Raw genomic sequence first — 21,008 nt, 5'->3', positions numbered from 1 at the left:
CTGCATCAGCTCCAGCGCGCCAGCAGCATCACCAGCCCGGTGGCCAGCAGCACCACGCCACTCACCGGCGGCACCCAGCGGCCGATCGGCCGCAGCGCCAGCAGCTTGGGGACGCTGGCGGCGAAGGTGCCGGCCATCAGCAAGGGCAGCACCTGTCCGAACCCGAAGCTGCTCAGCAGCACGATGCCCACCAGCGGCCGGCCGCTCTGGGCGATCCAGCCCAGCAGCACCGCCAGCACCGGGGTGGTGCAGGGGGATGCCGCCAGCCCGAAGGCCAGGCCGGCGGCCACCGGCGCAAGCGGGGCGGGCACCTTCTGGCGCCAGCTGTCGGGATCGGGGCCCGCGGGCAGGGGGATCTTCAGCACCCCCAGCAGGTTGAGGCCCATCACCACCGCCAGCACGGCCACCAGGGTGGGCACCAGGGCCGGCACCTGGCCGTAGATGCGGCCCAGCAGGCCGCTGAGGCTCCCCAGCAGCACCAGGGCGCCGACGATGCCGCCGCAGAAGGCCAGGCTGCGCCGCAGGGGGGTCTGACCATCTTCGAAGCCCGCCAGGTAGGCCAGGGTCACTGGCAGCAAAGACAGGGAACAGGGCCCCAGGCTGGTGAGCGCGCCGCCGGCGAACACCAGGGCCAGGGTGAGTGGACCGGGCTGCGCCAGGGCACTGCTCAGCAGCTGCTCACTGCGTTGCGCCAGATCCGAGAGCAGCAGCAGGTCCAGGGGGGCCGTGTTGTTAGGAGGTTCAGCCTATCGAGGAGCACCGCTGGCCCGGCCGCCGATCAGGCCGGTGGATTCCAGGGAGCAGCGGATCAGCAGCCCCAGGATCACCAGGCTCGACATCAGCGAGTTACCGCCATAGCTGATCAGCGGCAGGGGCAGGCCGGTGGTGGGCATGGCGCCGGAAGCGACAGCGATGTTCAGGATCGACTGGCCGACGAGGATCGTGCAGCAGCCGATCGCCACCAGCCGCGCCTGGTTGCTGCGGCAGCGCAGCGCCACCCGCAGCCCCAGCCAGGCCATCAGCATCAGGAACAGCAGCAGCATCAGCGATCCCACGAAGCCGAATTCCTCGGCGAACACGGCGTAGATGAAGTCCGTGCTCTGGATCGGCAGGTACTGCAGCTTCTGGGTCGAGAGGCCGTAGCCCTGACCCATCAGACCGCCGGAGCCGATCGCCAGCAGGCTCTGCACCAGCTGGTAGCCATCCCCCATCGGGTCCTTCCAGGGGTCGAGGAACGACACCACCCGCAGGCGCTGGTATTCGTTGATCAGGATGCTGGCGGTGCCGAGTGCGCCGCCGGCGATGGCCGTCCCCAGCAGACTGCGCCAGCGCAGACCGGCTGCCAGGGCAACCATCCAGAGGGTGAGGCCCATCAGGGCGGCGGTGGACAGGTTCGGCTGTTTGAGAATGAGCAGCAGCAGCGCGCCGAAGCTCGCCAGCCAGAGCAGCTTCTGATCCAGGCCGATCCGTTTCCAGGGGGCGAACAGATTGGCGGCCTGCAGCACCACAAAGGGCTTCACCAGCTCCGAGGGCTGAATCTGCAGCGGACCGAGCACCAGCCAGCGGCTGGCTCCGTTCACCGTGGTGCCCATCACCAGCGTGGCGGCGATCATCACGCAGCCGATCCAGAGGGCAGGGCCGGACCATTTCAGGCAGCGACGCAGGTTGGTGGTGAGGGCGAGGCTCAGCAGACTCCAGCTGGCGATCAGCCACACCGCCTGCCGCTTCACATAAAAGGCGCCATCCCCCATCTCCCGCAGGGCCACCCACCAGCTGGCGGAACCGAGAATCACCAGTCCAGCCAGGCTCCAGCAGGCGGCCAGACCGATCAGCAGCCGGGCTTCCGCCGGCCATAACTCCCACGGCAGCGGCATCAGGCGTTCGAACAGCCCCGGACGCTGTCGCACCCGATCACGGGCGGAACGTCGGCGTGAAACGGTGGCCGTGACCAAGGGCTCCTGCTGCATCATCGCTGCCCTATTGAGCCGCGTGAATGTCGCTTTGCCAAGCCATTGAGTGAAGAGAATGAACCGCGTTCAACCCTTGGTGGAGCAGCTCTCAGGCAGCTCTGAGGCGTTCGTGTTCCACTTCCCAGTGCACGTACTGGCCCCAGGCTTGCTGGCGCACCCAGCAGCGTCCACCTCGGCATTGAATCAACTGAAACGGCGGCAGGTCGGCGGGTTGGTTCTCCAGGGTCACGAAGGTGCCCGGCCGCAGCAGCGGCACCACCTTGGCTGAAGTTGGAAGGTGGTCGGACACGTCCTGTCGGGCGAGTTGGAAAGATCCTCCCGGCAGAAACGGATCCGCCGGCCGGATCCCCGGTTTTCTTCGGGATCGGCTCTGCTTGTATGACGGAATGGCGTCAAAACAGCGGCTTGATCTGCAGCTCCTGACGCGCGGTCTGGCGGTCTCGCGTCAGCAGGCGCAGCAGCTGATCCGCGCCGGCAAGGTGCGCGATGGAGCCGGACAGCTGCTCGACAAGCCTGGAGTGGAGGTCTCGGACGACCTGGAGCTGCAGGTGGAGCAGCCGCCCCGGTTCGTCTCCCGCGGCGGCGAAAAACTGCTGGCCGGGCTGGAGGCTTTCCCGATCGTGGTGGATGGGCGCGTGTGCCTGGATGGCGGCATCTCCACCGGCGGCTTCACCGATTGCCTGCTGCAGCACGGAGCCAGCCGGGTCTACGGCGTTGATGTGGGTTATGGCCAAACCGCCTGGAGCTTGCGCACCGATCCACGGGTGGTGCTGCGGGAGCGCACCAACCTGCGCCATCTGGAGCCGCCGCAGCTCTATGGCGAGACCGATCCCTGGCCTTCCTTGGCGGTGACCGATGTGTCGTTCATTTCGCTGCGGTTGATCCTTCCGGCCCTGCGGCGGTTGCTGAGGCCCGCAGCCGAGCGGGCACCGGAGGCACTGGTGCTCGTGAAACCTCAGTTCGAGGTGGGTAAGGAGCGTGTGGGCAAGGGCGGGGTGGTGCGCGACCCGGCGGCCCACCGCGATGCGATTGAGCTGGTGATGGCCGCAGCCACAGAGCTGGGCTGGCACCCCCAAGGGATCGTTGCCTCGCCGCTCACTGGCCCGGCCGGCAACCACGAGTACGTGCTCTGGCTGGCGGAAGCGGAGGCACCGCCGTTGCCGGATCTTGATGCGCTCGTTGAGGGCACGCTCGCCAAGCACTGACGATGGCCTGGGTGCCAACAAAAAAGCCCGACCACAGGGGCCGGGCTTTTCAGGTGATCGTTGTGGTGATCAGTTGCCGACGTTGACCTGACGGCCGCCGGTGCAGAGCTCGACCTTGATGATGCGGCCTCCCTGCTTCTGAATGCGCTGTTGCTCAGCAAACCAGCTGTCGTAAGGCACCCACTTGGTGAAGAAGGTGTTCTGCAATTCGCGCTGCGTCCGCACCTTTTCAGGGCTGGGGATGCAGGCGGTGACTTTGAACAACCGCATGGGCCTCAATTGCCGAGGCCGGAGCAGATGTAGTCGAAATACACGCCCATTTCCTTGCCGGCGTCAGGGCCGACCAGGCCAGCGGTGACTTCCTTCATGGCCTGGATGGCCTGAACGGTGGCGCCGATGGGCACACCCAGGGAGTTGTAGGTCTCCTTGAGGCCGTTCAGCACACGTTCGTCGAGGATCGAGGTGTCGCCGGCGAGCATCGCGTAGGTGGAATACCGCAGGTAGTAGTCCAGGTCGCGGATGCAGGCGGCGTAGCGGCGGGTGGTGTACATGTTGCCGCCCGGACGGGTGATGTCCGAGTACAGCAGAGCCTTGGCCACGGCGTCGCGGATGATCGCGGAGGCGTTGGCGCTGATGGTGGCGGCGGCGCGCACGCGCAGTTCACCGCTGGCGAAGTAGGACTCGAGATTGCTCATCGAAGCCGTGTCCAGGTACAGGCCCTGGACGTCGGACTTGTTGATGACGTTGGTGATGGCGTCTTGCATGGATCCGTGTGAGGGGCGGGAAGTCGGGAGAAGGGCTTGCGATCAGGACAGAGCGCCCACCACGTAATCGAAGTAGGTGCCGGCTTCCTCGGCGTCGGCGCCGGTCAGCAGACCCATGGCGGCGGTCTTCATCTCACGCACGGCTTCGGCCATGGCTTCGAGGGGAGTGCCCAGGGAGCGGTAGAGCTCCTTGGCGCCGATCACGCCGATCTCTTCGATCGGGGTCACGTCGCCGGCAACGATGCCGTAGGTCACCAGGCGCAGGTAGTAATCCATGTCGCGCAGGCAGGTGGCGGTCATCTCTTCGCCGTAGGCGTTGCCGCCGGGAGAGATGACGTCAGGGCGCTTCTGGAACAGCTGGCCGCCGGCCTGCTTCACGATGCGCTCACGGCTCTCGCTCAGAACCTGGGCGACGCGAAGACGACGTTGTCCGCCGGTCACGAAGGCCTTGATCTGGTCGAGTTCGCCAGGGCTGAGATAGCGGGCTTCGGCGTCCGCGTTGATGATCGAGTTGGAGACGATGCTCATGCAGTTCTGCCTCGAAACAAGCGGCCGCCCGTAGGAGACCGGTATCCGGTGAATAAGGGGTGATCCCGAAGGATCGCGTCACAGACTAAAGGCTGAGACTGGGGAGCGAAGCGTCAGGAGCGAGAGTTGTTCACAACGGTCAACACTGACTGTCGTGAGCTCGTTCCGTCGGAGTCGGCTGTGGCATTCTGCGCTGCCAACGCCCCGGTATTTTTGCTCGGGTAACAGTTCTTCACGGCGGCTTCGGCGTGAACAGATCCATTGCTGCAGCAGCAGTCTTGCTGGGCCCTTGCGGCCGGATCCGCAGCATAAAGAGTAACCCGGCGAAGTGAAACTTCATCCGGGAAAGTTGAGAACAACGGCCGCCTGATTGGCGGCATTAAGTATCAGTCACGCGTCGGGCTGTGTTCAGATCGCGCCATCGGTGGGAGGGGTCATGCCGGCGCTGCCCCGATACAGTGCGGCAGTGCGCTGAAGGGTGGCCTGGCTGACGCCGGATCGGGTGTTCATGCCGTCGGTGCGAGGAACCTCGTCCCCATCAGGCCGTTGCTCCACCAGCTCCATCACGGCAGTGGGTTGGCCGGATTCGGCGCGAACCGTGAGGAAGCGGCTGACTTCCGAGGGGGTGGCGGCCCGTCCGAGCAGGGCCAGGCTGGCTGCCGATGCCGCCCTCAGCGGGGCCATGCGGTACAGGCGGTCCTGGAAGGATTCACTCAGGGCGACCGCCTCGATGAAGCCATTCAGGTTGATGTCGTCATTGCGCAGTCGCGATTCGGCCTCCCGGAGTCGTTCGCTGTCCAGCGGGACGCGATTGAGCAGCTGCCGGTAGGTCGCGTCGATCACCGTGAGCAGCTCGCTTTCATCGCAGGGCCTGGTCAGGGTCAGGTTGGCGGGAAGACCGCCGCGCAGCTTGTAACCCTCCGCTCCCTGCATGGCCAGCGCCCCGGTCATCGGCGTCAGCGGAGCGGCAGCCTTGCTGCGGCTGCGGGACGCTCGGCTAGGGATGGATTCGCCCAGGCGGATCTGCCGCAGGCTCTTCGCCAGATCGGGGCCCTGGCTGAAGCGGCTCGCCATGGTGGACCAGCCCTGAGGAGCCCCCTGGGAACGACCCTTGAGGTTGCGCTTGGTGACGCTGCCGCTGCTGCGGAACTGAGTGGCTGCCGTCGGTTCCGGGCGATTGCCAAGCACCAGGCCGGAGCTGTCGTAACCGAAGGTCTTCACCTCCTGCTTGAAGGTGGGCGTCCGGCGGACGGAAAGATCTCCGGGGGTGATGAAACGTTCGAAGGGAACGGTGTCCTCACCGAAGCTTTCGTTGTATTCCTGGCTGTTGATCAGGGCATCGACCACGCCGTAGAAGCCCTTTCGGGCAGCGGTATCGAACAGGGAATCGATTTCCCAGCGGCCGAAGGTGGGCCGGCCCAGCAGGCGGCGATGCATCACCTCGATTGCCTTGACGATGTAGAGGCCGCTCCAGTAACGGCGGCGGAACGCATCGGAGCGGGCGACGCAGCGCACGAAGTCGCGCAGGGAGATGTCGCCGTTCTCCAGCCGCGCCTCGTCCGAGCCCATGCGCTCACCGGCGTAGCCGGCGTTGCCCAGCACCTGCACGTAGACGGCATTGATCACCGCCTGGGTGCTGGATTCGGTGTTGCGAACGCTCGGTTGGCCGCCGCGGCTCGGATTGACGTTGCCGCCGGTGGCGATCTGCTGCAGGCGCACCACCCGTGGCCCCACCTTGCGGGGACGGCTGCTGCGGAAGCTGGCGCTGTCCAGCTGTCCCGGGCTGTTCAGACCGTTGCTCACCAGCAGGCGACGGCTGTCGTAGCCGTAGGGAGCCGGACGGGTGCTCACCGACGCCGTGGCACTGGGGAAGATCGCGCCGTACTGATTGGCCACCGGATCGTTGCCACCGCCGTAGACGTGCTGATCGGCGAAGGGTTGCCGGTAGGAGGCGTAAAGCGTGACGTACTGCGGCGCTCCGTCGAAGGGGGCGCTGAAGTTGAACAGCTTGCGGTTGGAGCCCCAGCCGGCGCTTTCCTGGGCTTCGGTGCCCAGGTCCCGCAGGAAGGGAACGGTTTCTTCACCGAAGGTCTGGGCGTATTCGGCGGAGTTCACCAGCACATCCACCAGACCGTTGAGGCCCTGGTCGCTGAGGATGGCGAAGGATTTGCGGAATTCCTCCAGCGAGCTGATGCCGCGGCCGAGGAAGTGGCGATAGGCCAGCTCCACCACCCGACTGTTCACGAATCCGTCGTGGAACTGCTGGCGGTATTCCTTGCTGCGGCCGAGAGCGCGGATGAATTCGCGCATGGAGATCTGCCCCTGGGTCACCTGGCTGGCCTTGTCGGGGCAGGGGCTCTGGGAATAACCCTTGACGATGTCGCGCTCGAACACCTGGCGGTAGGCGGCGCGGATGATCTCGCCCTTTTCGGCACCGGACAGGCCGGGACGCATCTCGAACAGCTGGCGGCCTTCGGCGGCGAGGGCATAGATGGCCGGCAGCTGCAGACCCTGCTGCACGCTGCTGCCCTGCCGCTGCTTGGTGCTGGGGGTGGGGATCGCCAGCTCCTGGAGCAGCACGTTGAAGCAGTCGATCGTCAGCTGCCGGGCTTCAGGGCGGTCCCGCAGCAGCTGAGCGGAGGCGGCTCGCATCTCCTGCAGCGCCACATTGGTGGCGGCCAGGGAGCAGTTCTCCAGAAGGATGTCCCGCAGCCCCCGGGTGTTCACCGCCAGGATGCTGGGATCGCCGGCCACCAGGGCGTAGCCGACGTAGCGCAGGAACCAGCCCATGTCGCGCACGGACTTGCGCATGAAGGCAGGGCCGTACTTGGCCACACTGATGGCGTTGAAGCCTGTGGGCAGCACCACCCGCACGTCTGCGTCGCCGCCGGCGCCGTCCAGCAGGCGGGTGAGGAAATTGCCGCGCTTGGTGGTGCCGCCGTCGCCGGTGAAGGTGCGTACCGACTGCTCGAACGCCACCTGGTCGGCCGCCAGTGGTGTTCCCTCCTCTCCACTGGGACGTCCGCCGATCTCGCCGGTGCTCAGGGGAGCCTCCAGGAACGACAGCGGCGTTCCGCCCACAAAGATTCTGTTGGCCGCGCGGGCCACGATCGTTTCGGCGTTGGCGGCAATGATCCGCGAGGCCTCGATCCGGTCCTGACCGCTGCGGAAGAAATTGACCAGGTTCTCGAGCTCAACCCGCTCGGGGAAGCGGTCCTGCTGCTCGGCCTGACGGACGCTGGAGAGCGGCAGGGTGTCGAACAGCTGGGGAGACACGCGCGGGCTGCCGCTGCTGGCGGTCACTGTCATCGACGGATGCAAGCCGGATCGGGCCACGTTACGGCTGTCGGGATGAAGGCCTGCGGACCTATGAACAAAAGTTGTGAAAAGCTCTGGATCACGCGAATGACCAGGCATGGCCGACTCCGGGCCCAGTGATGCCGCCACCCCGATGGTGAGCGCTTTCTACGACCGCTTTCCCTTCCCCGGGGATCCGCTGCAGGACGGTCCACCTCCGGGATACAACTGGCGCTGGTGCCACCGCAGTGTGCTGGCAGCCGTCCATGGGGGCATTCCGGCAGGCAGCGAGGCCCCGCGGATCCTGGACGCCGGTTGCGGCACCGGTGTGAGCACCGATTACCTCTGCCACCTCAACCCCGGTGCCCAGGTGCTCGGCATCGACATCAGCGACGGCGCCCTCGCGGTGGCTCGGGAACGGCTGCAGCGTTCCGGTGCCGAGGCGCAGGTCGCGTCCCTTCGCCAGGAGCAGCGCAGCCTTCTGGATCTGTCAGGGGAAGGCCCCTTCGACTACATCAATTCCGTTGGGGTGCTGCACCATCTCGATCAACCGGAGGCGGGGTTGCGCTCCCTGGCCGCTCTGCTGGCGCCCGATGGTCTGCTCCACCTCTTTCTGTATGCGGATGCAGGGCGCTGGGAGATTCACCGCACCCAGACCGCGCTTGAACTGTTGAATGCCGGCACCGGGGCCGAGGGCCTGCGGCTGGGACGGCAGCTGCTGGAGACGCTCCCGGAGGGCAACCGCCTGGCCCGCCATCACCTGGAGCGCTGGGCGGTGGACTGTGCCGCCGACGCGAATTTCGCTGACATGTACCTGCATCCGCAGGAGACCAGTTACAACCTCGATCGTCTGTTCGCCTTCATTGAGACCGCTGGTCTGCAGTTCGCCGGCTTCTCCAACCCGGAGGTCTGGGATCCCGGCCGCCTGCTGCAGGGAGAGCTGCTGGAACGGGCCCGTTCCCTGCCGCAGCGGCAGCAGTGGGCTCTGGTGGAACAGCTGGATCCCGACATCAGCCATTTCGAGTTCTTTCTCTCCGCCGCTCCGCTGCACCGCACGCTGTGGACCGATGACGCCCTCCGTGCGGCGACGGCACTTCGGCAACCCTGTCTCTGGGGGGATCCCGATCCGATCCTGGGCCGCAACCTGGAGCCGATTCAGCTCAGCGAAGCCGGCCTCAGGCTGCTTCGCGCCGTGAGCGAACAACCCGAGACTCCCCTGGGACAGCTGGCCGATCCTGCTGTGATCAGGGATCTCATCGATCGCCAGCTGCTGCTGCCGCGAATCTGAGCGCCGAAGACGCGTGATAGATTCCGCGCGCCATTTCAGGCGTCGCTTGGAGGATTTCTACCGTCTTCAGCGTCGCCTGCTGCTGGCCACCGTTCTGGTGTCCCTGGTCACGGTTCCGATCGTGGCCTTCACCATGAATCTCTCGGTGGCCGGCAGTGTGCTCGTGGGTGCCTGCGCCGGACTTCTGTACGTGCGTCTGCTTGCCCGCAGTGTGGCCAGGCTCAGTGACCAGTCCCGCGGACTGGGGCGCTTTCAACTCGTGGTTCCGACTCTGCTTGTGGTCGGCGCTGCCAAGCTCCCCCAGCTCGATCTTCTGCCTGCCTTCCTGGGATTCCTTCTCTACAAGCCCGCCCTGATTCTTCAGCACGTCTTCGACGACCGCTGAAGCTGAGCACTCCTCTCTGCACCCATGGCTTTGCTGCCCTTCCCACTGCCGTTCGCTGAACTGGAAGTGGGCCACCACCTGTACTGGCAGATCGGCGATCTGTACCTGCATGGCCAGGTGTTCCTGAGCTCCTGGATCCTGATCGGCATCCTGCTGGCACTCGTTCTGGCCGGTACCCGCAACATGCAGCGCGACCCGCTGGGTCTGCAGAACCTGCTGGAGTTCCTCTGGAACTTCATTCGCGATATCGCCCGCGACAACATCGGCGAGAAGTACTACCGCGACTGGCTGCCGTTCATCGGCACTCTGTTCCTGTTCATCTTCGTGAGCAACTGGGGTGGTGCGCTGATCCCGTGGAAGATCGTCGAACTGCCGGAGGGTGAGCTCGGCGCACCGACGGCCGACATCAACACCACCGTGGCCATGGCCCTGCTGGTGTCGCTGGCCTACTTCTATGCCGGCCTGAGCCGCAAGGGACTGCGCTTCTTCGAGCTGTACGTGGAGCCGACTCCGATCATGCTCCCGTTCAAGATCATCGAGGAATTCACCAAGCCGCTTTCGCTCTCGTTCCGTCTGTTCGGAAACATCCTGGCCGACGAACTGGCCGTGGGCGTTCTGGTGTATCTGGTGCCTCTGATCGTGCCCCTGCCGGTGATGCTGCTGGGTCTGTTCACCAGCGCCATTCAGGCTCTGATTTTCGCAACCCTCACCGCTTTTTACATCGGTGAAGGTCTGCACGAGGCGCACTAATTGCCTCCCATGCCTTTCGCCTTTTGAGGGCGATCTGCTAAACACATCCGCGCGCAGGTCCGGACGACAACCGGGCCCGCTCCTTCCAGGAGTGTCCCTGCGCGGGGGGAACCGATCCCCAAGCCCATTCAGTTCAGCGCGTCTCAGCGCTTCCCCTAACCCCACTCAACATGGATTCCATCACCTCCGCCGCTTCCGTTGTGGCTGCTGGCCTGGCAGTCGGCCTCGCCGCCATCGGTCCTGGTATCGGTCAGGGCACCGCATCCGGCGGCGCTGTTGAGGGCATCGCCCGTCAGCCCGAAGCCGAAGGCAAGATCCGCGGCACCCTGCTGCTGTCCCTGGCGTTCATGGAATCGCTGACCATCTACGGCCTGGTGGTGGCTCTGGTGCTCCTGTTCGCCAACCCCTTCGCCGGCTGATCAGCGGGAGGGGCTCCGGCCCCTCCATCTGAACTCCACGTTTCGATCCTTTTCCAGCGCACCCTTCCATGACCTGGCTTCTGCTCGCTGAAGCAGGTGTTCCGGAGGGAGGTCTCTTCGACCTCGATGCCACCCTGCCGCTGATGGCGGTTCAGGTGGTTCTCCTCACCTTCCTGCTCAATGTCCTCTTCTTCCGTCCGGTCGGCAAGGTCGTGGAAGACCGAGAGGGCTACATCTCCACCAGCCGCGCCGACGCCAAGCAGAAGCTGGCCCAGGTGGAACGGCTTGAAGCCGATCTGGCTGAACAGCTGAAGGGTGCGCGACAGGCGGCCCAGACCCTGGTCGTTGAAGCGGAGCAGGAGGTCGACCGTCTCTACCGCGAAGCGCTGGCTGCGGCTGAAGCCGAAGCCAACCGCACCAAGGAGGAGAGTCGACGCGTGATCGAAGCCGAACGCGAATCCGCCCGATCCCAGCTCAAGGGGCAGGTGGATCAGCTCAGCAACAAGATCATTGACCGTCTGCTGGCTGCCTGATGACTCTGAACTTCAATCCTCTCGAGACCAACCTGGTCAACCTGGCCATCGTCATTGCGGTGCTGGTCTGGTTCCTGCGCGGTTTCCTGGGCGGCATCCTCGAGAGTCGCCGCACCGCCATCCTTCAGGACCTGCAGGATGCCGAAACCCGTCTTAAGGCGGCCACGGCCGAGCTGACCAAAGCTCAGGCCGATCTGGCTGAAGCTCAGCAGAAGGCCGACAAGATCCGCCTCGACGGCAAGACCCGCGCCGCGTCCATTCGCGCCGAGGGTGAGCAACGCACCATCTCCGCCATGGCGGCTGTGAAGCAGGGTGCCGTCGCTGATGCGGATTCCGAAGCCAACCGCCTGCGGGAGGCTCTGCGCCGTGAAGCCGCCCTCGAAGCGGTCAGCAAGGTGCTCAATGATCTGCCCGGACGGCTCGATGACCAGGCTCAGGCCCGGTTGATCGATGCCTCCATCGCCAACCTGGAGGACAGCTGATGCCTCTTCTCAATTCCCTGGCCACGCCCTACGCCGAAGCTCTGCTTCAGGTGACCGAGGCCCGCGGCGAGTCCGAGACCGTCGCCGAACAGTGCAAGCAGCTGCTCGTGATCTGGCAGAGCTCCAAGGAGTTCCGCGAGGCCATGATGTCGCCGGTTCTGGAGCCTGAAGCCAAGAAGAAGGCTCTGAAGACCCTGGTCGGCGACCAGGTGACCCCCTCCGTTCTCAACCTGCTCAAGGTGCTGGCCGATCGCCAGCGCCTGCAGGCCTTTGATGCCGTGATGCAGCGCTTCCTGGAGCTCTACCGGGAACAGCAGGGCATCACCCTGGCCCACGTCCGCTCCGCCAAGGAGCTTTCGGACGCCCAGCAGGCCGCTCTGGCCGGCAAGGTGCAGGCCATGGCCGGCACCGGCAAGGTCGACATCGACCTCAGTGTTGATCCCAGTCTCATCGGCGGTTTCGTCGTGAGCCTCGGATCCCAGGTGATCGACGCCAGCCTGGCCGGACAGGTGCGTCGCCTCGGTCTGGCGCTCGCCAAGGCGAGCTGAGCCCACCTCCTTTCTCTCCGCTCTTACCCCAACCACTCCCCGCTGGGATCACACGCCATGGTTTCCATCCGTCCCGACGAGATCAGCGCCATCCTCAAACAGCAGATTGAGGATTACGACAAGTCCGTCTCGGTCAGCAACGTCGGCACCGTTCTGACGGTGGGCGACGGCATCGCCCGCGTCTACGGCCTGCAGCAGGCCATGGCCGGTGAACTCCTCGAATTCGAGGACGGCACCGAAGGCATCGCTCTCAACCTCGAAGACGACAACGTCGGTGCGGTGCTGATGGGTGAGGGCCTCGGGATTCAGGAAGGCAGCACGGTGAAAGCCACCGGCAAGATCGCTTCCGTTCCCGTCGGCGACGCCATGCTCGGGCGTGTGATCAACCCGCTGGGTCGCGCCATCGACGGCAAGGGTGACATCCCCACCACCGAGACGCGCCTGATCGAATCCATGGCGCCCGGCATCATTCAGCGCAAGTCGGTGCACGAGCCGATGCAGACCGGCATCACCGCCATCGACGCGATGATCCCCGTCGGCCGTGGCCAGCGCGAACTGATCATCGGCGACCGCCAGACCGGCAAAACCGCCATCGCGATCGACACGATCCTGAACCAGAAGGATCAGGACATGATTTGCGTCTACGTGGCCGTGGGTCAGAAGGCCGCCTCCGTGGCCAACGTGGTGGAAGTGCTGCGTGAGCGCGGCGCCCTCGACTACACCGTGGTCGTGGCGGCCAACGCTTCCGAGCCGGCAGCCCTGCAGTACCTGGCTCCTTACACCGGTGCCTCGATCGCCGAGTACTTCATGTACAAGGGCAAGGCCACCCTGGTGATCTACGACGATCTCTCCAAGCAGGCCGCCGCTTACCGCCAGATGTCGCTGCTGCTGCGTCGTCCGCCCGGTCGTGAGGCCTACCCCGGAGACGTCTTCTACTGCCACAGCCGTCTGCTCGAGCGGGCCGCCAAGCTCTCCGACGAGATGGGCAAGGGCAGCATGACCGCTCTGCCGATCATCGAGACCCAGGCCGGTGACGTGTCCGCCTACATCCCCACCAACGTGATCTCGATCACGGATGGTCAGATCTTCCTCAGCTCCGACCTGTTCAACTCCGGCCTGCGCCCCGCCATCAACGTGGGTGTGTCCGTGAGCCGGGTGGGTGGTGCCGCCCAGACCAAGGCGATCAAGAAGATCGCCGGCAAGCTGAAGCTGGAGCTGGCCCAGTTCGACGAACTGGCCGCGTTCTCCCAGTTCGCATCCGACCTCGACGCCGCCACCCAGAAGCAGCTGGGCCGCGGCAAGCGTCTGCGGGAACTGCTCAAGCAGCCTCAGTTCAGCCCGCTGATCCTGGCTGAGCAGGTCGCCATCGTTTACGCCGGCACCAAGGGCCTGATCGATGACGTCCCCGTTGAGAAGGTGGTGGATTTCTCTCGTGAGCTGCGCGAGTACCTCAAGAACAGCAAGCCCGAGTTCATCACCGAGATTCAGGAGAAGAAGGTGATGAGCCCGGAGGCTGAGGCGATTCTGAAAGACGCCATCAGCGAAGTCGTGTCCACCCTCGTGGCCTGAGGGGCCAGCCGACATGGCGAATCTCAAGGAAATCCGAGACCGGATCAAATCGGTCAAGAACACCCGCAAGATCACCGAGGCCATGCGCCTCGTGGCTGCGGCCAAGGTGCGACGAGCTCAGGAACAGGTGCTACGCAGCCGTCCCTTCGCGGATCGGCTGGCTCGGGTGCTGGAGAATCTCCAGTCCCGCATGCGCTTCGAGGATGCCGATGCACCTCTGATGGAGCAGCGCGACGTCGAGACCATCACCCTGGTGTCGGTCACCGGCGACCGCGGTCTCTGCGGCGGCTACAACGCCAACATCATCAAGCGCACCGAACAGCGGTTCGCTGAGCTCAAGGGCAAGGGCTTCGAGGTGAAGCTGGTGCTGATCGGCAACAAGGCGATCAACTACTTCACCAACCGCAGCTATCCGATTCAGGCCACCTTCTCCGGCCTGGAACAGGTGCCCACGGCTGATGAGGCCAACGGGATCGCCACCGATCTCCTGGCTGAGTTCCTGGCGGCGGCCACCGACCGCGTGGAACTGATCTTCACCAAGTTCATCAACCTGGTGAGCTGCAAGCCGGTGGTGCAGACCCTGCTGCCCCTCGACCCCCAGGACATCGCCGATCCCGAGGATGAGATCTTCCGTCTCACCACCAAGGACGGCCGCCTGACCGTCGAGCCCGGTGCCGGTCCTGTCAACACCGAGCCCAAGCTGGCCTCCGACATCGTGTTCGAGCAGAGCCCGGAGCAGTTGCTCAATGCCCTGCTGCCCCTGTATCTGCAGAACCAGCTGCTGCGTTCGCTGCAGGAGGCTGCCGCCTCTGAGCTGGCCAGCCGGATGACGGCCATGAACAACGCCAGCGACAACGCCAAGGCGCTCGCCAAGACCCTGACCTTGGATTACAACAAGGCCCGTCAGGCCGCCATCACCCAGGAGATCCTGGAAGTGGTCGGCGGTGCTGCCGCTATGGGTTGAACCTCCCCCGGAGGTTGTTCGAGCCGGTCCTGCGGGACCGGCTTTTTTAATGGAGTGATGACCCTGAAGCTCCATCAGCTCTTCCCCAGCGCCGTCGCGACGGTGCAGCTGCCGCTGGATCCCCTGGATCTGGCCGGCCATCTGCAGACGCTGCTGAACCTGCGCGGCGAGGCGGAGGGGAATCCATCGCCCGGCTGCGCCTGGACCGGTGATCTCAACGGCATCTGGCAGCTGCATCAGCGGGCGGAGTTCCGCGACCTGGCCGGACGGGTGGTGGAGGCGGCCTGGCACTACCTGGATGCCGTCGGTTTCGATCGCACCCGGGTGGCGCTGCATCTGCAGCGCAGCTGGCCTGTGCTAAGCGACTGGGATCAGCTGGTGGGACGTCACCACCATCCCAATGCGCACCTCAGTGCCGTCCTGTATCTGAGTGGTACAGGGTCAGGAGAGGAGGGGATGCTGCGGCTGCATGCGCCGCTGCGTCCCAATGAGCTCGTGCCTGGGCTGGCCGTGGGGCATGGCGGACCGATCGCGGAAGGACATCCCTTGAATGCGGACCACTGGGACCTGGCGCCGCAGCCCGGTCTGCTGGTGCTGTTCCCCTCCCGGATGGACCACAGCGTGCTCCCGAACGCGGATCCCGAGGCGCTGCGCAGTTCGATCAGTTTCGACTTCGTGCTCACGGCACCGGCGGAGGGGGATCCGCCGGAATATCTCTCACCCCATCCGGCGACCTGGGAGCAGGCCGCGCGGCAGTCCACCTGAGAGAATCCGCCACAGCAGCGATCCCGCAATGTCCGACACCGCAGCGGCTGTGGCCACGTACAACGTCAGCGCTGAGTTTGAGGGCGCAACCCACAGCTTTCCCTGCCGGGCGGATCAGACCGTGCTCAACGCCGCTGAAGCGGCTGGGGTCACCCTGCCCAGTTCCTGCTGTTCCGGGGTCTGCACCACCTGCGCGGCGGTGATCAGCGAAGGCAGCGTCGAGCAGTCGGATGCGATGGGGGTGAAGGCGGAACTGCAGCAGCAGGGGTATGCGCTGCTGTGCGTGTCGTTCCCCAGGGCTGATCTGATCCTCAAGGCCGGTCAGGAAGATGCCCTCTATGAAGCCCAGTTCGGTCAATACCAGAAGTGAGCGGGCTGCGCCGCGTTGCTCTGGAACGGCCATGGCCCGCTGACGTGGCTCCGCGGCAGCTGCACGGCTGGCTGAAGCAGCAGCTGGAGTTGGAAGGAGAGCCGCTGCGCTGGGCCATCACCGCTGTTCAGACCCTGCCCGACGGGACGCGGCGGCTGCAGCTGGAGGCTGTTCTGCTGGTTGGCCCATGACCGCAGCGCCCATGCCCACGCTGATGCTGGTGCCCACGGGCATCGGCTGTGCCATCGGCGGCTACGCCGGTGACGCGCTGCCCAGTGCCCGGCTGCTGGCCGCCGCCAGCGGTTGCCTGATCACCCACCCGAATGTGTTGAACGGTGCGTCGCTCTACTGGAGCGATCCCCGCATCCATTACGTGGAGGGATATGGCCTGGATCGTTTCGCGGCTGGGGAGTGGCTGTTGCGGCCGGTCCGGCGGCAGCGCATCGGCCTGCTGCTGGATGCCGGCATCGAGCCGGAGCTGGCCCAGCGCCAGATCCAGGTGGCGGAGGCCTGCCGGGCGACGCTGGGGCTGGACATCGGTCCGGTGCTGAGCACCGATGTGCCACTGGGAGTGCATCTGGAGCAGGGCGCCAGCGGAGCCAGCTGGGGCAGCCTGGAGCGCCCCGATGCGCTGCTGCGGGCGGGCGAGCGTCTGCGAGATGCCGGGGCGACGGCGATCGCCGTGGTGGCCCGTTTCCCCGAGGATCCGCAGAGTGCTGAGCTGGCGGCCTACCGCCAGGGGAGCGGCGTGGATGCCCTGGCAGGAGCGGAAGCGGTGATCAGCCATCTGCTGGTGCGCCACCTGCAGATCCCCTGCGCCCATGCACCCGCCCTGGGGCCGTTGCCTCTGGATCCGCATCTGGATCCCCGCGCCGCCGCGGAGGAGCTGGGGTACACGTTTCTGGCCTGTGTGCTGGTGGGCCTGAGCCGGGCGCCGGATCTGGTGACGGATCGGTTGACGGCGGCGGCCGGTTGCCGGCAGGCCGATCAGGTGGCTGCCGATCAACTGGGGGCGGTGGTGGTGCCGGAAGGGGCGCTCGGCGGCGAGGCGCTGCTGGCCGCTGTGGCGCGGAACGTTCCGGTGATCGCGGTGGCCAATCCCTCGGTGCTGGCGGTGACCCCTCAGGCGCTGGGGCTGGCGGAGGCTGTGCTGCCGGCCGCCAGCTACAGCGAGGCGGCCGGATTGGTGCTGGCCCTGCGGGAGGGGCTGGCCCCGGTGTCGCTGCAGCGGCCGCTGCCCCGGCTGCGCTGATGCCTGGAGGATTCGCCAACGCCACTGCCAGCGATCAGCAGCCCTGTCCCTGCGGCGGAGGGTGCTATGGGCGCTGCTGCGCCCCCATGCACCGCGGCGAGCGTCAGGCTCTGACGGCAGAGCAGCTGATGCGTTCCCGCTATTCCGCCTTTGTGCGCGGAGAGGTCGACTATCTGCTGGCGACCCACCCCGAGCCCGGGCTCGGGGTGGTCAGGCGCCGCCGGGAGTTGCAGCGGAGCTGCCGCCAGCTGCGCTGGCTGGGATTGACGATCCGGGAGGTTCGCGCAGGCGGGCCCCAGGATCTGGAGGGCATCGTGCGATTCGAGGCGCGTCATCAAGGGGGTGTGCTGCGGGAGACCTCTCTGTTTCAGCGGCGCGACGGTCGCTCCGATGGCGCGTGGCTGTATATCCGCGCCCTCGAAGAACCGTTTGAGTAGCACGATATCGTGAGTATATTGTTCCGATTTAGTGTAAATATCGTGCTGCTTCAGCGCAGGCAGGCCATCGGGTGGCGCGGCGGCACCCCCAGGGCCCTGGCCACGCCGGGGTGGCAGACGGCCCCCTGCACCGTGTTCAGGCCCGACAGCAGCTCCGGTTTCTCGGTGACCGCTTCCTCAAGGCCGCGTCCTGCCATGCCCAGGATGTAGGGGAGGGTGACGCTCACCAGCGCCTCGGTGGAGGTGAACGGCACGGCCCCGGGCATGTTGCCGACGGCGTAGTGCTGCACGCCGTGGATGTTCACGGTCGGATCGGTGTGGGTGGTTTCGCGGCTGGTGGCGACGCAGCCCCCCTGGTCGATCGCCACATCCACAATCACCGACCCCGGCCGCATCTGCTCCACCATCCCTTCATCCACGAGGGTCGGAGCGCGACCGCCGGGGGTGAGCACGGCCCCGATCACCAGGTCTGCCGTCGGCACCAGGCGCTCCAGTAGCCCGCGGCTGCTCACCACGCTCGTGAGCCGGCCGCGGCGATCCGCCTCCAGCCGTCGCAGCCGAACCGGTGAGCGATCCAGCAGCAGCACCTCGGCGTCCATCGCCGCCGCCAGTCGGGCCGCATTCCAGCCCACCGTGCCGGCCCCCAGCACCACCACCCGGGCTGGCTGCACCCCGGTGCAGCCCCCCATCAGCACCCCGCGGCCCCCGTGGGGGCGCTCGAGCAGATGGGCTCCCACCTGGGCGGCCAGTCGACCGGCGATCTCACTCATCGGCGCCAGCAGCGGCAGGCTGCCGTTCTCCAGCTGCACCGTTTCGTAGGCGATGCCGGTGGTACCGGCGCTCAGCAGCGCTTCACCCACCTCGGGATAGGCGGCCAGATGCAGGTAGGTGAACAGCACCATGTCCTCCCGCAGCAAGCCGAATTCCTCCGGCTGGGGTTCCTTCACCTTCACCACCAGATGGGCGCTCCAGGCCTGGTCCCGGTCGACCACCTGAGCGCCGGCCGCTGCGTAGGCGTCATCGCCGATGCCCGCCCCGGCTCCGGCACCGCTCTCGATGCGCACCTCCAGTCCGTGGCTGGCGAGATCCCGGACGGCATCGGGCGTGAGAGCCACCCGCTGCTCGTCGGCTTTGATCTCCTTCGGCACGCCGATGCTGGCCATCGGGGCGGTCAGAACGGAGGCTGCCATGGACGCGGTGCCCTCAATGGGACGGTCCCTTCAATGTGGCTCAGCGGGCAGCAATCGGCAGCCGCCAGCCGCTGCCAAATGCCTGTGGGCTCACTTTCAGAAGCGGTGCAGCCTGTCGCCGCTTGAATTCGGCCCGCTGCAACAGCCGCTGAACCCGTTCCACCAGCTGCGGCTCATGGCCGGCCTCCACCAGCGCCTCAGCGCTGATGCGCTCCTGGATCAGTGCCCGCAGCAGGGCATCGAGCTCGCTGTAGTCGGGCAGCGAGTCACTGTCCTTCTGATCTGGCCGCAGCTCGGCGCTGGGGGGTTTGCCCCGGATCGCCCGTCCCACCAGCTCCCCCTGCGGCGGCAAGCCCAGGTCGCGGCGGCAGGGGCCTGCGGCTTCGCTGTCCAGCCAGTCGCAGAGCGCGAAGACGCTGGTCTTGTACAGATCGCCGATCACCGCCAGGCCGCCGTTCATGTCGCCGTACAGGGTGCAGTACCCCACGGCCAGCTCGGATTTGTTGCCGGTGGTCAGCAACAGCTGCCCCTGCTGGTTGGCCACCGCCATCAGCAGGGTTCCGCGGATGCGTGACTGCAGATTTTCGGCGGTCACCCCTGCCGGTTCCTGTCCCAGGGCCGGGGTGAGGGTGGCGTCAAACCCCTGCATCAGCTCTGCGATCGGCAGGGTGCTGGTGCTGAGCTGCAGGCGGTCCGCCAGGGCCGTGGCGTCATCGATCGAGCTGGCGGAACTCCATGGCGAGGGCATCAGCAGCGCGCTCAGCTGCTCCGCCCCCAGTGCTGCAGCGGCGATCACCGCCACCAGGGCGGAATCGATGCCGCCGCTCAGCCCCAGCAGCGCCTGGCGGAAGCCGCACTTGGCGGCGTAGTCGCGCACGCCGAGCACCAACGCCCGGAACAGCTGCTCCGGCTCCTCCGGCAGCGGCGCCGGGGGCGCGGCCGGGGTGCTGGTGTCCCAGACCATCACGGTTTCCATGCAGCTGGGCAGGTTCACAAGGGCCTGACCATCGGCGGAGAGCACGAAGCTGGCCCCGTCGAACACCAGTTCGTCATTGCCGCCCACCTGATTCAGATACAGCACGGGGCAGTGCAGCCGCCGGGCCGCCTCCGCCGCCAGCTGACGGCGCAAGGCCGGTTTGGCCGGGTCAAAGGGGGACGCCGCCAGGTTGATCAGCAGATCCGGCCGTTCCGGTGCCAGGGCGGCGATCGGATCCGGGCCCACCAGCCGTTCCCGTTGCAGGGCGTCCTCCACCCAGAGGTCTTCACAGATGGTCAGCCCCAGCCGTTCGCCGCTCGACAGGGTCAGCAGACAGGGGCCGTCCCCGGGGCGGAAGTAGCGCCGTTCATCGAAGACGTCGTAGCTGGGCAGCAGCTGCTTGCGGGCCACCGCTCGCCAGCGGCCCGGCTCCACCAGGGCGATGGCGTTGTGCAGTGCAGGAGCGCGTCCGTCGTCGGCTTCCAGGGCGATGCCCACCAGCAGGCCCAGCTCGCCGCTGAGCTGCTGGCTGAGCCAGTCGAGCACCTGCCGCTGCCGGTTCAGGCGGGCCGGTTGCAGCAGCAGATCTCGTGGCGGGTAACCCCACAGCGACAGTTCCGGCGTCAGCAGCAGCCTTGCCCCGTCCCTCTGGGCCTGGTGTGCGGCCTCCAGGATGCGGCGGGCATTGCCGGCCAGATCGCCCACCAGGGGATTGAGTTGGCCGAGGGCGAGGCGCATCAGCAGCGGCTTGGGGTGAGGCCGTAGAGAGTGTGTTCCAGCAGCAGCGGCCAGACGGAGGTCGGCACTTGTCCGGGCTCCGGTGCCTGCCGCAGCTCCGAGCTGGCGCTGGCAGGCACCGTCAGATCGAGAAGATCCATCTGGGCTCCCAGGCTTCTGAGGGCATCGAGCGCGGCCGGTTGCAGCGGCCAGCCCTGGCGGGGGGCGATCGCCAGGCGGCAGAGGCGGAGCCATCGCTCAGCCTGCCGCCAACGGGGGATCTGACCGGCCAGATCGCTGCCCACCACGAAGATCAGATCCCTCCCGGGCCAGAGGGTGTGCGCCCGCTCCAGGGTGGCGAGGGCAAAGGGGCTGCTCAGCTCCTGGCACAGCCTCAGGCGGGGATCACCGATCTCGTTCACCAGGGCCTGAAGCAGCTGGGCCCGCAGGCGCAAGGGGGCCCCGTGCTGTTTCATCGGGTTGTCGCTGGCCCAGGTGGCCACCTCTCCGTAAAGCCCGAGCAGGCCTTCCAGCAGGGCCTGGTGGCCGCGGGTGGGAGGGTCGGCGCTGGTGCCGAGCAGGGCGATGGGGTCGGCCAT

At 66.4% G+C, this 21,008-nt stretch carries 25 protein-coding genes; 15 read left to right on the top strand and 10 right to left on the bottom strand.

Features of this window, described 5'->3' with window-relative positions; translation table 11 throughout:
* Positions 1-5 precede the first annotated feature (5 nt).
* The 3 genes from KR49_RS05755 to KR49_RS05745 all read right to left on the bottom strand — a co-directional run bounded on the left by KR49_RS05755 (position 6) and on the right by KR49_RS05745 (position 2,259).
* Positions 6-719, bottom strand: a complete 714-nt coding sequence (locus KR49_RS05755) for a cytochrome c biogenesis CcdA family protein (RefSeq protein WP_043692733.1) — start codon at positions 717-719, stop codon at positions 6-8.
* A 27-nt stretch (positions 720-746) separates the two neighbouring features.
* Positions 747-1,967, bottom strand: coding sequence for an FtsW/RodA/SpoVE family cell cycle protein (locus KR49_RS05750; protein WP_253912830.1), 1,221 nt, complete (start codon positions 1,965-1,967; stop codon positions 747-749).
* A gap of 91 nt (positions 1,968-2,058) precedes the next feature.
* On the bottom strand, positions 2,059-2,259 hold the full coding sequence (locus KR49_RS05745) for a hypothetical protein (RefSeq protein WP_043692727.1): 201 nt from the start codon (positions 2,257-2,259) through the stop codon (positions 2,059-2,061).
* A gap of 97 nt (positions 2,260-2,356) precedes the next feature.
* On the opposite strand from KR49_RS05745, the gene KR49_RS05740 reads away from it, so the two are divergent.
* Positions 2,357-3,175, top strand: coding sequence for a TlyA family RNA methyltransferase (locus KR49_RS05740; RefSeq protein WP_043692724.1), 819 nt, complete (start codon positions 2,357-2,359; stop codon positions 3,173-3,175).
* Positions 3,176-3,244: 69 nt separating this feature from the next.
* On the opposite strand, the gene KR49_RS05735 is transcribed toward KR49_RS05740, so the two are convergent.
* The 4 genes from KR49_RS05735 to KR49_RS05720 all read right to left on the bottom strand — a co-directional run bounded on the left by KR49_RS05735 (position 3,245) and on the right by KR49_RS05720 (position 7,776).
* Entirely contained in the window at positions 3,245-3,445 is a 201-nt protein-coding gene (locus KR49_RS05735; RefSeq protein ID WP_007098856.1) for a phycobilisome linker polypeptide, read from the bottom strand.
* Between the two features lie 5 nt (positions 3,446-3,450).
* Positions 3,451-3,939: an allophycocyanin subunit beta gene (gene apcB / locus KR49_RS05730; protein ID WP_028952778.1), complete on the bottom strand. Its 489-nt coding sequence runs from the start codon at positions 3,937-3,939 to the stop codon at positions 3,451-3,453.
* A gap of 42 nt (positions 3,940-3,981) precedes the next feature.
* On the bottom strand, positions 3,982-4,467 hold the full coding sequence (locus KR49_RS05725; RefSeq protein WP_043692714.1) for an allophycocyanin: 486 nt from the start codon (positions 4,465-4,467) through the stop codon (positions 3,982-3,984).
* 408 nt (positions 4,468-4,875) lie between these two features.
* Entirely contained in the window at positions 4,876-7,776 is a 2,901-nt protein-coding gene (locus tag KR49_RS05720) for a phycobilisome rod-core linker polypeptide (RefSeq protein ID WP_043696915.1), read from the bottom strand.
* A 106-nt stretch (positions 7,777-7,882) separates the two neighbouring features.
* On the opposite strand from KR49_RS05720, the gene KR49_RS05715 reads away from it, so the two are divergent.
* The 14 genes from KR49_RS05715 to KR49_RS05650 all read left to right on the top strand — a co-directional run bounded on the left by KR49_RS05715 (position 7,883) and on the right by KR49_RS05650 (position 17,526).
* Positions 7,883-9,052 carry a class I SAM-dependent methyltransferase gene (locus KR49_RS05715; protein ID WP_043692710.1) on the top strand — a complete coding sequence of 390 codons (1,170 nt, stop codon included), beginning with the start codon at positions 7,883-7,885 and terminating at the stop codon, positions 9,050-9,052.
* 46 nt (positions 9,053-9,098) lie between these two features.
* The gene (locus KR49_RS05710) at positions 9,099-9,437 is read left to right on the top strand and encodes an ATP synthase (RefSeq protein WP_043692706.1); all 339 of its coding nucleotides are present in this window, start codon (positions 9,099-9,101) and stop codon (positions 9,435-9,437) included.
* 24 nt (positions 9,438-9,461) lie between these two features.
* Positions 9,462-10,187 (top strand): F0F1 ATP synthase subunit A, encoded by a 726-nt coding sequence (atpB, locus tag KR49_RS05705; protein WP_043692703.1) that lies wholly within the window; start codon positions 9,462-9,464, stop codon positions 10,185-10,187.
* Between the two features lie 170 nt (positions 10,188-10,357).
* Positions 10,358-10,606: an ATP synthase F0 subunit C gene (atpE, locus tag KR49_RS05700; protein ID WP_006851467.1), complete on the top strand. Its 249-nt coding sequence runs from the start codon at positions 10,358-10,360 to the stop codon at positions 10,604-10,606.
* A 68-nt stretch (positions 10,607-10,674) separates the two neighbouring features.
* On the top strand, positions 10,675-11,139 hold the full coding sequence (locus KR49_RS05695) for a F0F1 ATP synthase subunit B' (protein WP_043692698.1): 465 nt from the start codon (positions 10,675-10,677) through the stop codon (positions 11,137-11,139).
* Positions 11,139-11,621 carry a F0F1 ATP synthase subunit B gene (locus tag KR49_RS05690; RefSeq protein WP_043692695.1) on the top strand — a complete coding sequence of 161 codons (483 nt, stop codon included), beginning with the start codon at positions 11,139-11,141 and terminating at the stop codon, positions 11,619-11,621. Before KR49_RS05695 ends, KR49_RS05690 begins: the two co-directional genes overlap by 1 nt.
* A complete protein-coding gene (gene atpH / locus KR49_RS05685; RefSeq protein WP_043692692.1) occupies positions 11,621-12,169 on the top strand; it encodes an ATP synthase F1 subunit delta in 549 nt (182 codons plus the stop codon). Before KR49_RS05690 ends, atpH begins: the two co-directional genes overlap by 1 nt.
* Before the next feature lie 57 nt (positions 12,170-12,226).
* The gene (gene atpA, locus KR49_RS05680; protein ID WP_043692689.1) at positions 12,227-13,738 is read left to right on the top strand and encodes a F0F1 ATP synthase subunit alpha; all 1,512 of its coding nucleotides are present in this window, start codon (positions 12,227-12,229) and stop codon (positions 13,736-13,738) included.
* 13 nt (positions 13,739-13,751) lie between these two features.
* Positions 13,752-14,702, top strand: coding sequence for a F0F1 ATP synthase subunit gamma (locus KR49_RS05675; protein ID WP_043692686.1), 951 nt, complete (start codon positions 13,752-13,754; stop codon positions 14,700-14,702).
* Between the two features lie 57 nt (positions 14,703-14,759).
* Entirely contained in the window at positions 14,760-15,467 is a 708-nt protein-coding gene (locus KR49_RS05670; RefSeq protein WP_173402132.1) for a putative 2OG-Fe(II) oxygenase, read from the top strand.
* Positions 15,468-15,495: 28 nt separating this feature from the next.
* Positions 15,496-15,837 (top strand): 2Fe-2S iron-sulfur cluster-binding protein, encoded by a 342-nt coding sequence (locus tag KR49_RS05665; protein WP_043692683.1) that lies wholly within the window; start codon positions 15,496-15,498, stop codon positions 15,835-15,837.
* Positions 15,834-16,028, top strand: coding sequence for a hypothetical protein (locus KR49_RS05660; protein WP_253912829.1), 195 nt, complete (start codon positions 15,834-15,836; stop codon positions 16,026-16,028). The genes KR49_RS05665 and KR49_RS05660 overlap by 4 nt, the downstream gene beginning before the upstream one ends.
* The gene (locus KR49_RS05655; protein ID WP_043692679.1) at positions 16,025-17,089 is read left to right on the top strand and encodes a DUF3326 domain-containing protein; all 1,065 of its coding nucleotides are present in this window, start codon (positions 16,025-16,027) and stop codon (positions 17,087-17,089) included. Before KR49_RS05660 ends, KR49_RS05655 begins: the two co-directional genes overlap by 4 nt.
* On the top strand, positions 17,089-17,526 hold the full coding sequence (locus KR49_RS05650) for a YchJ family protein (protein ID WP_043692676.1): 438 nt from the start codon (positions 17,089-17,091) through the stop codon (positions 17,524-17,526). The genes KR49_RS05655 and KR49_RS05650 overlap by 1 nt, the downstream gene beginning before the upstream one ends.
* A gap of 50 nt (positions 17,527-17,576) precedes the next feature.
* On the opposite strand, the gene ald is transcribed toward KR49_RS05650, so the two are convergent.
* From ald to KR49_RS05635, 3 genes are read right to left on the bottom strand one after another with little or no spacing between them, the layout of a single operon-like run.
* A complete protein-coding gene (gene ald, locus KR49_RS05645; RefSeq protein ID WP_043692672.1) occupies positions 17,577-18,716 on the bottom strand; it encodes an alanine dehydrogenase in 1,140 nt (379 codons plus the stop codon).
* A gap of 40 nt (positions 18,717-18,756) precedes the next feature.
* A complete protein-coding gene (locus KR49_RS05640) occupies positions 18,757-20,430 on the bottom strand; it encodes an NAD+ synthase (RefSeq protein WP_043692669.1) in 1,674 nt (557 codons plus the stop codon).
* Positions 20,430-21,008: a nicotinate-nucleotide adenylyltransferase gene (locus KR49_RS05635; protein WP_043692666.1), complete on the bottom strand. Its 579-nt coding sequence runs from the start codon at positions 21,006-21,008 to the stop codon at positions 20,430-20,432. Before KR49_RS05635 ends, KR49_RS05640 begins: the two co-directional genes overlap by 1 nt.

Source organism: Synechococcus sp. KORDI-49, assembly GCF_000737575.1.
In the GTDB taxonomy this organism is placed as follows: Bacteria; Cyanobacteriota; Cyanobacteriia; order PCC-6307; family Cyanobiaceae; genus Parasynechococcus.
The sequence above is the reverse complement of the archived record's forward strand: the minus strand, read 5'-3'. Positions and strand labels throughout refer to the sequence as shown.

Excerpts from the sequence above, each read along its gene's own strand:
- KR49_RS05690 (WP_043692695.1), top strand. The coding sequence starts at position 11,139 with ATGACTCTGAACTTCAATCCTCTCGAGACCAACCTGGTCAACCTGGCC.
- KR49_RS05750 (WP_253912830.1), bottom strand. The coding sequence starts at position 1,967 with ATGCAGCAGGAGCCCTTGGTCACGGCCACCGTTTCACGCCGACGTTCC.
- KR49_RS05740 (WP_043692724.1), top strand. The coding sequence starts at position 2,357 with ATGGCGTCAAAACAGCGGCTTGATCTGCAGCTCCTGACGCGCGGTCTG.
- KR49_RS05655 (WP_043692679.1), top strand. The coding sequence starts at position 16,025 with ATGACCGCAGCGCCCATGCCCACGCTGATGCTGGTGCCCACGGGCATC.
- KR49_RS05720 (WP_043696915.1), bottom strand. The coding sequence starts at position 7,776 with ATGACAGTGACCGCCAGCAGCGGCAGCCCGCGCGTGTCTCCCCAGCTG.
- KR49_RS05715 (WP_043692710.1), top strand. The coding sequence starts at position 7,883 with ATGGCCGACTCCGGGCCCAGTGATGCCGCCACCCCGATGGTGAGCGCT.
- KR49_RS05640 (WP_043692669.1), bottom strand. The coding sequence starts at position 20,430 with ATGCGCCTCGCCCTCGGCCAACTCAATCCCCTGGTGGGCGATCTGGCC.
- atpB (WP_043692703.1), top strand. The coding sequence starts at position 9,462 with ATGGCTTTGCTGCCCTTCCCACTGCCGTTCGCTGAACTGGAAGTGGGC.
- KR49_RS05695 (WP_043692698.1), top strand. The coding sequence starts at position 10,675 with ATGACCTGGCTTCTGCTCGCTGAAGCAGGTGTTCCGGAGGGAGGTCTC.
- KR49_RS05665 (WP_043692683.1), top strand. The coding sequence starts at position 15,496 with ATGTCCGACACCGCAGCGGCTGTGGCCACGTACAACGTCAGCGCTGAG.
- KR49_RS05650 (WP_043692676.1), top strand. The coding sequence starts at position 17,089 with ATGCCTGGAGGATTCGCCAACGCCACTGCCAGCGATCAGCAGCCCTGT.
- KR49_RS05725 (WP_043692714.1), bottom strand. The coding sequence starts at position 4,467 with ATGAGCATCGTCTCCAACTCGATCATCAACGCGGACGCCGAAGCCCGC.
- ald (WP_043692672.1), bottom strand. The coding sequence starts at position 18,716 with ATGGCAGCCTCCGTTCTGACCGCCCCGATGGCCAGCATCGGCGTGCCG.
- atpH (WP_043692692.1), top strand. The coding sequence starts at position 11,621 with ATGCCTCTTCTCAATTCCCTGGCCACGCCCTACGCCGAAGCTCTGCTT.
- atpE (WP_006851467.1), top strand. The coding sequence starts at position 10,358 with ATGGATTCCATCACCTCCGCCGCTTCCGTTGTGGCTGCTGGCCTGGCA.
- KR49_RS05675 (WP_043692686.1), top strand. The coding sequence starts at position 13,752 with ATGGCGAATCTCAAGGAAATCCGAGACCGGATCAAATCGGTCAAGAAC.
- KR49_RS05670 (WP_173402132.1), top strand. The coding sequence starts at position 14,760 with ATGACCCTGAAGCTCCATCAGCTCTTCCCCAGCGCCGTCGCGACGGTG.
- atpA (WP_043692689.1), top strand. The coding sequence starts at position 12,227 with ATGGTTTCCATCCGTCCCGACGAGATCAGCGCCATCCTCAAACAGCAG.
- KR49_RS05735 (WP_007098856.1), bottom strand. The coding sequence starts at position 3,445 with ATGCGGTTGTTCAAAGTCACCGCCTGCATCCCCAGCCCTGAAAAGGTG.
- apcB (WP_028952778.1), bottom strand. The coding sequence starts at position 3,939 with ATGCAAGACGCCATCACCAACGTCATCAACAAGTCCGACGTCCAGGGC.
- KR49_RS05635 (WP_043692666.1), bottom strand. The coding sequence starts at position 21,008 with ATGGCCGACCCCATCGCCCTGCTCGGCACCAGCGCCGACCCTCCCACC.